The organism is Treponema sp. J25 (assembly GCF_004343725.1).
Lineage (GTDB): Bacteria > Spirochaetota > Spirochaetia > Treponematales > Breznakiellaceae > J25.
Genome location: NZ_PTQW01000010.1, coordinates 50,165 through 63,476, shown reverse-complemented (window position 1 = coordinate 63,476; position 13,312 = coordinate 50,165). Strand labels below are relative to the sequence as shown.

8 protein-coding genes are annotated in these 13,312 nt (G+C 51.9%); 4 read left to right on the top strand and 4 right to left on the bottom strand.

Annotated features, from left to right (window positions below):
• The first annotated feature begins 27 nt into the window (after positions 1-27).
• Positions 28-1,701, top strand: a complete 1,674-nt coding sequence (locus C5O22_RS03075) for an ABC transporter substrate-binding protein (RefSeq protein ID WP_132779733.1) — start codon at positions 28-30, stop codon at positions 1,699-1,701.
• A 126-nt stretch (positions 1,702-1,827) separates the two neighbouring features.
• Here C5O22_RS03075 and C5O22_RS03070 read toward each other — a convergent pair whose 3' ends face one another.
• From C5O22_RS03070 to C5O22_RS03055, 4 genes are all read right to left on the bottom strand, one after another.
• Positions 1,828-4,533 carry a glycoside hydrolase family 95 protein gene (locus tag C5O22_RS03070; protein WP_132779732.1) on the bottom strand — a complete coding sequence of 902 codons (2,706 nt, stop codon included), beginning with the start codon at positions 4,531-4,533 and terminating at the stop codon, positions 1,828-1,830.
• A gap of 19 nt (positions 4,534-4,552) precedes the next feature.
• Positions 4,553-5,857 (bottom strand): glycoside hydrolase family 5 protein, encoded by a 1,305-nt coding sequence (locus C5O22_RS03065; RefSeq protein ID WP_132779731.1) that lies wholly within the window; start codon positions 5,855-5,857, stop codon positions 4,553-4,555.
• A gap of 262 nt (positions 5,858-6,119) precedes the next feature.
• Complete coding sequence (locus C5O22_RS03060) at positions 6,120-7,205, bottom strand: hypothetical protein (protein ID WP_132779730.1); 1,086 nt, start codon at positions 7,203-7,205, stop codon at positions 6,120-6,122.
• Positions 7,206-7,493: 288 nt separating this feature from the next.
• Entirely contained in the window at positions 7,494-9,191 is a 1,698-nt protein-coding gene (locus tag C5O22_RS03055; RefSeq protein ID WP_132779729.1) for a glycoside hydrolase family 43 protein, read from the bottom strand.
• Positions 9,192-9,372: 181 nt separating this feature from the next.
• Between C5O22_RS03055 and C5O22_RS03050 the strand changes: the two genes are divergently transcribed.
• From C5O22_RS03050 to C5O22_RS03040, 3 genes are read left to right on the top strand one after another with little or no spacing between them, the layout of a single operon-like run.
• Entirely contained in the window at positions 9,373-10,371 is a 999-nt protein-coding gene (locus C5O22_RS03050) for a glycoside hydrolase family 130 protein (protein ID WP_132779728.1), read from the top strand.
• A 24-nt stretch (positions 10,372-10,395) separates the two neighbouring features.
• Complete coding sequence (locus C5O22_RS03045; RefSeq protein ID WP_132779727.1) at positions 10,396-11,925, top strand: AGE family epimerase/isomerase; 1,530 nt, start codon at positions 10,396-10,398, stop codon at positions 11,923-11,925.
• Positions 11,926-11,953: 28 nt separating this feature from the next.
• Complete coding sequence (locus tag C5O22_RS03040; RefSeq protein WP_279432185.1) at positions 11,954-13,129, top strand: glycoside hydrolase family 130 protein; 1,176 nt, start codon at positions 11,954-11,956, stop codon at positions 13,127-13,129.
• Positions 13,130-13,312 lie beyond the last annotated feature (183 nt).

Here is a 13,312-nt window from a genome sequence, read left to right as displayed (position 1 = left end):
TATATTTTTGAGTGAAAGGAGGCAACGATGAACGTGGTACGAAAAATGCTGTTCGTACTTCTGGCCACAGCAGTGACCCTCTCTGGTTTTGCAGAGGGACAGAAAGACCAAAAAGCCGCCACCAGTAGTAAAACGACGGCGGGGACCAAGACTCCCATTACCTTTACCTTCTTTACGGTGGATGCGACCGAGGACATGCCCTTTACGGATCCGGTGGCAAAGAAAATCACCGAGCTTACCGGCGTTACCCTGAAGGTAGATCGACCGGTGGCGGGGGACCAGCAGGCGATTCCCCTCATGATTGCCAGCGGTCAGTACCCCGACCTGATCTACGCAAAGGGAGACCTAACCCTTTTGATCGAGGCCGGTGCGGTGATCCCCCTGGACGATCTTATCGCTAAACGGGGCAAGTACATCAAGGAACTCTACGGGGATCAGATTGTGCGGCTCCGCAACTCCGTAAAGGATCCCCACATTTACACGGTGGGAACCTACGGCGTGAAGAATGGTATCTGGGACACCGATGGGTGTATGCAGATTCAACATGCGGTACTAAAAGAACTGGGCTATCCCAAGATCGAAACCCTGGACGATTATGCCAATGCCCTGCGGGCTTACATGAAGAAGTACCCCACCATCAACGGGCAGAAGACCATCGGCCTATCCCTGCTTATCGACACCTGGCAGTGGTACATCGATCTTTCCAATCCGGGTAACTATGTGATTGGCTTCCCCGATGACGGTCAGTGGATCGTGGACCAGAAAACCCTGGATGCCCAGTACAAGTTCCTTCACCCCGAAATGTACCGGTACTATAAGTGGCTCAACCAGCTCTATCACGAAGGTCTGTTGGATCCCGAATCCTTTACCCAGAAAGAGGATGTCTGGAAGGCCAAGATCGCGAGCGGTCGGGTCTTAGGGATTGCCTATCCCCGTTGGGGATATGGAGATGCCCGGACATCCCTTATTCAACAGGGGATGCCCGAGCGGACCTATGCGTACCTTCCCATCGTGGCAGACAAGAAGTATAAGTCCCCGATGCTCAAGGATTACGGATTCTCTGGTGGCTGGGGTATTGCTATTTCCAAGTCCTGTAAGGACCCGGAACGGGCCTTTGAATTCCTCGATTGGTACTGCTCCGAAGAAGCCCAGATTCTCGTCAACTGGGGACTTAAGGATGTGAACTATGTGATCCAGAACGGCAAACGGGTGGTTCCCGAAAAAGAACAGAAGTGGGCCGATACGGACCCGGACTACTCCAAGAAGACCGGCGTGGGTCGTTGGGTCTATCCCTTCCCGCAGCGGGGGACCGCATATATCGACTCCACCGGAAACTACATTACCCGTACCAGCCCGGAGACCATTATAAAGAACTACCTCCCCGTTGAAAAAGAGACCCTTGCGGCCTATGGCAAGAAGATGTGGATTGATTTCTTCCCCAAACCGGAAGAACTGGGGATATCCCGTCATGGGCAGGTCTGGCAGTATGCCTTACCGCCAGAGACCAACGCCAAAGTGGCCGAGGCAGATGAATACATAAAGAATGCCCTGGTTCGCATCATCATGGGTAAGCCGGAAGACTTTGATAAATCCTGGGCAAAAATCGTAAGCGATCTTAAAGCCATGGGTATCGAAGAGGCTAACAAGGTAGTGTCCCGGCTTATCAAAGAAAAAGTGGAGATGTGGAGTAAAAAACCATAAAAGTTTCTCCCCTTAGTTTGTAAGCAAGGGCTGCCTCGTAAGGGGCAGCCCCTTTTTTTACCACCACACAACCACGGTTGCTGCAAGCCGCCCCTTCTCGTAGCCTCGGGGCAGCCCTTTTTTTTTTTACCACCGCACAACCAGTTCCTTTTCTAAGGATAGGGTGGTACGGAACTGGTTACCTTCGTATAGATGAACCTGGAGGGGCTGAGAATCTTTTCTCCCCGGGAATCCCTCTGAAGGGATCGATCCTTTTGGCCGACGGTACAGCACCAGGTGTTGCACCCTTCCTTCCTGCCAGGTAAGATCCACTTCCAGGGCGCCCTGGGCGCGCAGGCCCCGGATGGAACCATTCGGCCAGGCAGCAGGCAGGGCCGGTAACAGATACAGGCCCACCGAACCATCCCGGCGGAGTTCACTCTGCATCAGCATGCGGGTAATGCCTGCCAGAACCCCAAAATTGCCATCGATCTGAAAAGGTGGATGGGCAGAAAAAAGGTTGGGGTACAGGGATTTCTCCATAAAGGCCACCAGATGCTCGTAGGCCGCCGCTCCATCAAACAGGGAGGCATAAAAGTTGATGATCCAGGCCCGGCTCCAACTGGTGTGACCACCCCCATAGGAAAGGCGCCGCTCCAGGGTTTTCCGGGCCCCCTCCGCCAGTTCGGGCGTCCTCAGGGGATGAATCTCATGGCCCGGGAACAGCCCATAGAGGTGAGAGATATGCCGATGGCCGGGTTCAACCTCTTCGTATTCTTCGTTCCATTCCCGAATGGTTCCATTGGAATGGAGCATCGTCGGTGGAAGTCGCTGAAGCACCTCTTCCAGGCTTTGGCGAAAACTGGAGAGGCCCTCCGCTCCCCTTGTTTTTGTATCTTGCCCGGCCATCGAGGTTTCTTCCCGTTCGCCGTTTTCGGGGGGCTCCCCCCGTTCTGAAAGGGGAGCCATTCTCGAGGCATCGCTTCCCAACAGGTCCAAAGCCTCCAGGGTTCCTTCAAAAAGATGCCGGAGAATCTGGCTATCCATGGTACAACCCGCACAGAGGGAGCCCACTTCCCCGGAGAGGGGATGGCGGAAACGATTTTCCGGCGAAAGGGAAGGATGCACAATGAGGGGAGGTTTTGTACGATCGGCAGGCTCGGGGGCCCCAGGGTTTAAAAAAGGCGCCGGCGCCTCCACAAGGTAATCCACAAAAAAAAGGCAAGCATCCTTCAAAATGAAAAAATGTCGGGCCAGGAATTCCCTGTCCAGGGTATACCGATAGTGTTCGATGATATGGGTTGCAAGCCAGGCAAAGCCCAGAACCCAACTTGTGCCAGGGAGCCAATGATCCTGGGGCGCCGTATCGCCCCATAGATCCATATAGCTATGGGCCACAATTCCCCGGCAACGGTACATGGTACGGGCTGTCTCTGCCCCATGGGGATGGGCCCGATGCAACAGATCAAAGAGAGGTGTTTCACACTCCGCAAGACCCACCATACATGCGGGCCAGTAATTCATTTCGGTATTGATATTGATGGTGTACTTTGACCCCCAGGGAGGATCCATAAAGGGGTTCCACAGCCCCTGGAGCGTTGCGGGAAGTGTCCCCGGGCGACTGGAACTAATGAGAAGGTAGCGCCCAAAGTCCCAGAGGGTAAGGACAAGGTGGGTCAGATCAATAGCAGGGCTTGTATCTCCGCCAGAAGCCCCGGCGTGCAGCGGTTTCCCTTTTACCGCATGCAGGGGGGATCCTTGTTCTGGGGAGTCCTCAACCCGGGACCCAGAAGGGGGTTCCTCTCGCGCAGCTTCTTTATGTGACAAGGGATTTTCGGCTGGCCCAGACTGGATACGGGGAAGGGGCTCGCCACTTTTCCATTCGGCAGGGATCGCGAGGTCCCTGTGTTCACTGCCGTTGAGCGAAAGGGATGCCCGATTCCAGTAGGATTGATAGTCCTTCACATGGTTTGCATACAGGACGGAATACCCCATGGCAAGTCCCTGCCGTAGGGACCTATCACAGAGGGCCCCATAATCCTGAGAACGAAAAGAGGTCCGAATATCCACAAGGAGCAGGGCTTCCGTGGCCCCTTCCACCACCAGAAAGGCTCCGCGGGTATACACCCGTGCCCCCGGCGCATAGGCCCGAACTTTGACGGCGAAGGCAATTTCTTCGCCATGATACAGGGCAATGGTATCAGAACCTTCGGCAGCCATTCGATCGACAAAGACCCCCCGATCCAGAAAAGCCCGGAACGAAAGGGCCCCTTCCTGACTGGCCCACAGGCGGATTACCAGAACATCCTCTGGGGCCGAAACAAAATACTCCCGGCCATATTCCCCTTCTCCCAGCCGGACCGTCGTTCGGGTGGTGGCCTGGCTGCCAGGGGGCGCCCCCCGGCAGCTTAAACGTTCTCCTAGCCGGACCATTGTTCGGACCGTGGCGGTTTCCAGATCCAGTTCTCTGCGGTAGGCCTGTACTGATGCGGGCTGGGGTTCCCCCCACATAGCATAGGGGCCCTCCGCCAGGGGAGGCCCAAAATCAATGACCAGGTCCCCCGCGGTCTGATACACCCGTTGGCTCGGAGGAATGCCGGAAAAGGCCTCGAGGCTTATCGTTTCAGCGTCATGGAATTGGCCTTTTTCTACAAGGCGACGCAGATACTCAAGGTTGTCGAATGCAGATGGGTTGTTCCGATTCCGCCAACAGCCAGACCAGATGGACTCTTCATTGAGCTGAATCCGATCCCGGGCGATACCCCCAAACACCATGGCTCCGAGGCGGCCATTCCCGATAGGCAAGGCTTCGTTCCAGTCCCGGGCGGGAAGGGAAAAGTGTAGTTTCTTCATGTTCCCTTATCCTCTCTACCTACGGGGTAGGGGCCTGTTTTTCCAGGAGTTCCAGGGTATAAGAGGGCTCTCCATGCCAGCGACTGGCTTTGACTATCCGTTGCACCATATCTTTTGCATAGGGCTGAATACTTCCTGTTTGTCGATCAATAATTCCAAACTGCTCTTTCCCGACCCCCGTGGCCCCATTATCCCAGTAAATAGGAAGTATTCCATACGTTCGGGCAGCCAACGTAACATATTCCATATAATATGAACGAAAAGCTTCTGTTTCCTTTTGTCTAACCGCCCCATATTCGCCAAGATATACGGGAACCCCCGAATCAATAAAGGTAACCTTAAGTTTTGCAAAGGTATTTTTCACGTGAGCTTCCTGGGCCCACGAAGTATTTCCAAGAGAACGAGCTCCGGCTCCCCATTGGGAAACGGTAGCAAAGATAGCAAAATCCGCAGGATCATAAAAGTGAACCGTCACAATAAGTTTTCCCGGCGTTGGATCCCGGGGTAACCGCAGATGTTCCACGGTTAAATCGGGGTTAGTAACATAGCCGGGAATAACAATATACCGATACCTATTATTTCCGCCGGTACTTCGAATTGCTTCTACCACCGCCTGGTTCCACTCGTTCAAAATGGCATACTGTTTTCCATTGTCTTTGCGATTATCCCCCCACCCCCATCCACCGTCATGAATTTCATTCATCGTCTCAAAGAGGAGGTAGTCCCCATGATTCTTAAAATAACTGGCAATCTGGGTCCACACTGCTACAAGTTGGCGAGTGATTTGGATTCGCTTTGCCTCTGAAGCGGAAGCTTCTCGGATACTGAGCCAGTGCTGACTATCGGCCCCATCGTGATGAATATTAATAATCACTTTTAAACCCGCATCCCGGGCATAGCCCACTACTTCCGCTACCCGGCGCAACCAGGCCTCATCGATTTTATACCCCGAACTGGCAGAACCAATGTGACCAAGCCAGGTTACGGGGATCCGAACCACATCAAAACCTGCCTGAGCAACCCCTTTAAACAGTTGAGGTGTAGTCCGGGGATTCCCCCAGGCAGTTTCGGAGGCAACCCCATTGGTATAAGCATCCAGGCTATTCCCCAGATTCCAGCCTATATGAAGGGCTGAAACATATGCCAGGGCAGAACGATTCATATCCATCTGCTCTGGTTCAGAAAGGGCAGGACCTATCTGAGGAATGGGAAGTTCCCCTTCGCCTCCGGAAATAGGGCTACCGGTAGCCGCACAAGAAATAAGGAGCAACAAGGAACCTAACGTTACGCTTACCCATAGCGGTTTGTGAATATACATCATCATAGACCTCTTGTTTTCTATCTGTATCACTTCGACATGGTTTTCACAATATCAATTTAAAAGCACAAAAAGAAGGGAAGGCACGAGCTTCTGTTCAATCTTGATAACAAACTTTTTAAAAAAGACCCTACAAACAAGCTTCCGTGGCCCTTCTTCAACAAGCTTATAACCCCATAAAAAAGGGCCTTCCGAAGAAGGCCCCATCCAGAACCCGGGCTACCAGCCAGATGACTGGCAACCCCTGTTTATCACCATGTTTCGGCCCTTAGAAGCTTACCCGTACTTCAAAGGGGATAGACCATTTCATTTCGGCGCCACTTTCGGAGGGCATGTTCACCTGGAAGCTTACATTAAAGGAAGCCCCATCATACCCCCATTCGGCCCCCAGATTAAACTGGGGAGCGAACTTAAGGTCGCTATTAAAGGTAAGCTTTTCTTCCTGTTGAATCCGGAAATAGGGGGTAAGGCCTTCCAGGCTATAGGCGGCCTTTACATCATAGCACATATAGGAAGGATCGCTGGCTTCGCCCTTTGTCCGCAGGGTCACGGGGAAGCGGCCCTTCAGGCTGATCTTATCGATGCTATAGGCCACATAGTTATCGATAGAAAGGCCCATGAGTTCTACAGGATTGGTAGATGAAGCATAAGCTCCAGCGGTATTATCAAAGCGGGCGATAAGGGTAAGGAAGGCATAGAGACCCTTGACCGCATTCAGGTCAAAGCCCACTCGGGCAATCTTTTCCTGGTCCTTTCCATTATCCCGGTAGGCGGCTCCCACAGAACCAATGCCCTGGATATTATATTTGGCCAGGACGCCCCAATCGGTATTGCCGTCATATTCTTTTATCATAGTGCCAAACCCGGGGGTAAAGGTAGCCGCCAGGGTAAGGTCATCTATGGGCTTAAATTCGGCCTGGAAACCGGCCCCCGTGTTGGTGGCCGCACTGGACCAGCGGGTATCCCAGGAGGTAAACTGGGCATAGCTTGCCCCGGTGGGAACCTTCCACCAGTTCAGCTGTTCCGTATAAAGCCCGTATTCTACACCTCCAATTTCCATCTTAAGCTGGCTTATGGGCTTAAACCAGATCTTGGCGGAGCGGACCTTTACATCCACCGCGTTGCTTTCATCCAGATCGGACCACAGGCGGAAGTAGGCCCCAGCCCGTTCGTTGTTGATCTGGAAGGTGAGCATATCCGCATCCTTTTGCTCCTGGTTGTTTAACTTGAACCCATCGGTTCCCCAGAGTTGGCCGGTCATGTACACACTGGCGGACATGTCGGCAAATACAAGGCCTCCAACCACGGCCAGGATACAGGCAATAAGGAGCGGCCTTCTTCTTAGAATACTCATACGAGTTCTCCTTTGTATTAATATTCCCTCCCCTACGGGTGGGATAGATACCCCACTAAAAGGACGGCAGGCCCTGGAAGGCTTTGCATTTTAAGGAGGCTCCGGAGGGGAAGGCTCAAACCCTCCGAATTTCTTAATCGCAAACACCCAGAACCTACACCGTCCTGGCCTGTACAGGCCTTGGAGAGTATTGTAGGGGTGGGAAGAGGATAAAAAAAATGTAAAAAATTAGAGGGAAAATATTAAAAAATTATAGATTTGAAGGGGAAAACCAGCCTCTTGTCCCTCTCATTCCGGTTGATATTCAAAAAAATCAAAGGAGGCGGGGCTTTGACAGGCCTTTCCATTCCCTGTGGCATACAAACCGAAAAAGATACCCGTAAAACCACCGGCTACTTCGGTAGAAAGAAGACGGGTTTCTCCCTCTCCTATCCAATGCACTGCCGGCACTGATCCTGTCTGGCTCTGCAGAACAGCCAACCCTTCTGGCTTTTCAGAGAAGACAGCACTGGATAGTAGGTGAGGAGACTCTCCTCCAGAGGGATAAAGTGTTTCATCCGTCAATCGATACCCAAATCGATATGTTTCTTCCGTAGCTTCGATCCACAGTTCCAGGGAAGGTACCGTAAGAGGAAGCAACGTCTCTACCTTTTGAAGGGAGCCTATTCGACGTCGAAAAATAAGAGAGCCCCCCGCTTCATCACTTCGAAGGGCCTGGTAAGTGGTTTCCTGTAATTTACAAAGGGCCAGTTCATAATAGAATCGTTCGCTCATGTACACCACAAGTCCCGCTTCTTCGCCGGCATGCAAGGGAACAAATGTAATCAATGTCCTGACCCGACAGGAAAAATGACGCTGACGACACCCCACAAAGGCCATGGGAAGAGCATCATCTAACGTAGCAGCGGTTCCTCTAAGGATAAGCCATCCAGGGTGCTCAGTAAGAGAAAGTATTCCGGGGGGCACATTCCGTAGAGTACACCAGGGAGAAGAAAGGGCAATACCATCAAAATCATCCCGAAACACTGCCGAATTTTTGTCTTTACCAGGACTGTCAGAAGTATTGTTTTGATAAAAACGGGGGCCTTCCATCTCCAGAAAAGTACGGCCATCTACTCCCACTCGGGGCCAGCCGTTTTTATCCCATTGAACAGGCGCAAGAAAGGTTTCCCGACCCAGATGGTGAACCGGAGGATATCCATGGGGCCGTACCCCTAAATGGACCATCCACCAGGAACCATCGTGGGCCTGAATTAAATCCCCGTGACCTACCGACTGAATGGGTTCATCCGTACTGCGATGGGTAAGGATAGGATTGTAAGGACAGCTCTCAAAGGGCCCCCAGGGGCTGGTACTTCGGGCAATAGTTTCCATATGCCCGTATTCCGTTCCACCTTCAGCAATCATAAGATAATACCATGCATCAATGTGATACAGGTGGGGACCCTCTGGATATTTACCTCCCGTACCTTGCCAGATACGACGTCGGGGAGAACAAAGACACCCTGTTTCTATATCTATTTCAGCTTGATAAATCCCCGGGAGTTCGTTGACCGTGCCAGTACCGGTAAGGTACACCTTCCCATCATTATCAAAGAGAAGCGATGGATCGATTCCACCCCATTCCAGAATAAGGGGATCCGTCCAGGGCCCCGCAGGATCTTGAGCACGAACAATACAATTTATTCCTGCGGTAACATTAGTACTTATCACATAAAACCAGCCATTATAATACCGGATAGTAGGTGCATAGATACCACTGGCAATAACCGAAAGGCCAGTATTTTTTCCTTCCCCTAGGGGAATTTGGTTGGGACGAGATAATACATAACCAATCTGCTTCCATTCGATCAAATTGGTGCTGTGAAAAATAGGGATCCCCGGTACATACCCAAAACTGCTTGTTACGAGGTAATAGTCATTACCGTAACGACAAATACTGGGATCAGGATAAAAACCCGGAATTATGGGATTACAAAATCGCATAGGAACTCCTTTTTTCTAAACCGCCTTTGATACAGCCTAGCTGGTCCAGGTCTTATTCCTCAATCCCCTTGACAAAAGCTATCCCCTCGTACATGATATAAATCGAAAAGAAACCGTTTTCTCTATGAAGGAGAAAAACCCAGAAGATAAGTTTCAGAACACCGCAAAGGGGGAACGCAGCATGTCCAATAGCTTGATTCGAAACGGTATGTCCTTACCCAATATGCCATGGGAAGAACCACCAAAACAGGGACGAAAGGAAGTGCTCTGGCGCTATTCGGGGAATCCTGTTATCCGGCGAGATGCCACTGCCCGCTCAAACAGCATATTCAACAGTGCGGTGGTTCCCTTTAATGGGGCCTTTGCGGGGGTTTTCCGTTGCGACGATACCGCCCGCCGCATGAACATCCATGCTGGTTTCAGCCAGGACGGTATCAATTGGAAGATAGAAGATGAACCCATTCAATTTATTAAAACCGATCCGGAACTTCCCGATTCGGAATACAAGTACGATCCCCGGGTAATCTTTATCGAAGATCGATACTACATCATGTGGTGTAATGGATACCATGGGGCAAGTATTGGGCTCGGTTACACCTTCGATTTTAAGAAATTCTACCAGATGGAAAATCCTCTCATGCCCTACAATCGAAACGGGGTTCTCTTTCCCCGGAAGATCGGCAAAAACTACGCTATGCTCAGCAGGCCCAGCGATTCAGGCCACACCCCCTTTGGGGATATTTTTTACTCCGAAAGCCCCGACCTGGTGTACTGGGGGAAGCATCGTCATGTGATGGGCCCCTTAGGGAGCGAAAGTCCCTGGCAAAGCACCAAAATAGGAGCGGGACCTGTTCCCATTGAGACCTCAGAAGGATGGCTCCTCATATACCATGGGGTACTTACCAGTTGTAATGGTTTTGTCTATTCCTTTAGTGCGGCCCTTCTGGATTTAGAAAAACCCTGGAAAGTTATTGCCCGGGCCCGACCATACCTTCTTTCCCCTCAACGGGACTACGAATGCGTCGGAGATGTACCCAACGTAACCTTCCCCTGTGCGGCCCTGGTGGATAAGGACACGGGGCGCCTGGCCATTTATTACGGCTGTGCCGATACGGTAACCGGTCTTGCCTTTGGCAAAATTGACGAAGTGGTCCGTTTTGTCCTGGACAACCGGTTATAAGGGCCCTCTTTGTATAAAGGAACCATGATGGACCATTCGTACGTTACTGAGGGTCTTGGGCCTTTTGCCCTATGGGGAGAGCAGGAACTTGTAGGCCATATTCTTCCCTTCTGGGAGTGCTATGGCCGGGATCCAGAGCATCCTGGCTTTTATGGCGAGTTGGATAACCAGCGGCGGGGAAATTCCTCTGTTCCCCGATCGGTGGTAATGACGGCCCGGCATCTGTGGACCTACAGTGCCGCAAGCCGACTTTTTCCCCAATATCGGCCGCGGTACCTCGAAATGGCTACCTATGCCTACCAGGTGTTGCGCCAGCAGTATGTGGACCCCGTGCACGGTGGGGTCTTCTGGACGGTCCATCCCGATGGGAAGCCAGAGGTTGCCAAGAAACAGTTATATGGGCAGGCCTTTGCCCTCTATGGGTTAAGCGAGTATGCCCTGGCTTTGCTGGAAGGAGGCGCCAAAGAGGCCCCTTCGCCAGAGGCATCCTCCTCTCGGCTCCTAGAAAAAACAAGATATACCTCGGTTTTTTCGCCTTCCTTACAAAGAACCCTAGATGTTCACCGGGAAACAGAACTTCCCGCGGTACTTCAACTCGCCCATAGGCTTTTTACCTTGATGGAAACCTATGGCCGGGATCCAACATATGGGGGCTACTGGGAAGCCCGCAGTCAGGATTGGTCGGTAACCGATGACATGCGGCTTTCGCCCCGGGATATGAATTGCCAGAAATCGATGAACACGAACCTCCATGTCCTCGAGGCCTACACCACCTACTACCGGCTGTTACAACACCTAAGGGCCCACCAGCAAGAATCGGAACCCAAGGCGAAATTTCGCGAGATGAGCCACGAAGAAAAAAAGCTCCCCCAGAAGGAAGGGATAGTCTCCCCCCATCAGGTAGCAGAAAGCCTTCGCGATCTCCTCGAAATCACAACGCAGCATATTTTAGGGAAAGAGGGGCACCTCATCCTTTATTTTGATGAAACCTGGCGTCCCCTGGGCGAACCCCTCATTTCCTATGGTCATGATATTGAAGCAAGCTGGCTCCTGTGGGAAGCGGCCGAAACCCTTGCAAGTGGTGGAGACCTGAGTACAGGGGCCGTACAATTCTACCGGGACACCGCCGTAAGAATGGCGGAGGTTTCTCTGCAAGAAGGCTTCGATTCCCCGGAGAAGCCCCAGGGGGAACTCAAGGAACCGCCGAAAGGTTTCTCAGGAAAGCCCTCCTCCGGGGCCCTGGACAACGAACACCACGGGAACCATCGGGACCATACCCGGATCTGGTGGTGTCAGGCAGAAGCCCTGGTGGGGTACATAAATGCCTACCAGCTTAGTGGCAAGTCGGCTTTTCTTGATGCGGCCTATCAGGTAAAAAACTGGATCAGTCAATTCCAGATCGACCCCATCGATGGAGAATGGTTCTGGGCGGTCAGCAGAGAGGGCATTCCCGACCTTTCTCAACCCAAGGGAGGAAACTGGAAAGCTTCCTATCATAACGGCCGCTGCTGCATGGAACTGATACGGCGGGCAAAACCTGCCGCTACATTATAAATCACCCTAATACACAAGGAACGCTTCTATGATGATGCAAAATTTTAAAGACCGACTTACCCTGCTACAGGCTGAATATGAGGCTCTCATCAATCGGCCTAACGAACCTATCTATCCCGGCAATGGTATTTATCTTCGATATAAATACCCGGTCCTCACGGCGGCCCACACTCCTCTCTTCTGGCGCTATGATCTTAATCCCCAAACCAACCCCTATCTTATGGAACGGATGGGTATCAATGCGACGTTTAATGCGGGGGCCCTCCTGTGGGAAGGGAAATACTACCTCATGGTACGGGTGGAAGGGGCGGATCGCAAAAGCTTTTTTGCCCTCGCAGAAAGCCCCAATGGGATCGACCATTTCCGTTTCCACGATTATCCCATCGAACTACCCCAGACAGAAAATCCCGATGTAAATGTCTATGACATGCGTCTTACGGTCCACGAAGACGGCTGGATTTATGGGATTTTTTGTTCAGAACGGAAGGATCCACAGGCTCCTAAGGGAGATACCTCCAGTGCCGTCGCCGCCGCAGGAATTGTCCGGACCCGGGACCTAAAAACCTGGATTCGACTACCCGACCTGGTAACCCCTTCGCCTCAGCAACGGAATGTGGTACTTCACCCCGAGTTTGTGCAGGGCAAGTATATGCTCTATACCCGCCCCCAGGATGGCTTTATCGACACCGGTTCGGGGGGCGGTATCTGTTACGGATTTACCGAATCGATGGAAAAACCGGTTATTACTCAAGAATTTCTCCTGGACGAAAAGGTGTACCACACCATAAAAGAAGTAAAAAACGGAGCAGGGGCGGTGCCTATAAAAACAAGTGCCGGCTGGCTTCATCTGGCCCATGGGGTTCGGAATACCGCCGCGGGGCTCCGGTATGTGATCTATGCTTTCATGACCGCCCTGGACGATCCAACCCGGGTCATTGCCCGTCCCGGGGGCTACCTTATCGCCCCCGAAGGGGAAGAGCGGGTTGGGGATGTCTCCAATGTGGTGTTTATCAACGGGGCCATTGCCGAGCGGGACGGGCGTCTTCTTATGTACTACGCCTCATCGGATACCCGACTGCATGTAGCGGAAAGTACCATCGACCGGATGGTAGATTACTGTCTCCACACCCCTCCCGATGGCCTTTCTACCCAGGCTTCGGTACGACAGCGAATCGAGCTTATTCGGCGGAATTTGCATGAATAAAAGGGCAAGGGTCGGAAGATAAATGGCCGTCACCAGAAATTTTGGTAATCTAACAGATACCACAAGAAAATTTTCATTGACAGGTATAAGAATAGGAAATAAAATGTCTACTTAAAAAAAGAAAACGGTTTCTTATAAAAAAGGAAATTGAAACAAACCAGGGGAAAGGAGCAGGAAGCCCTC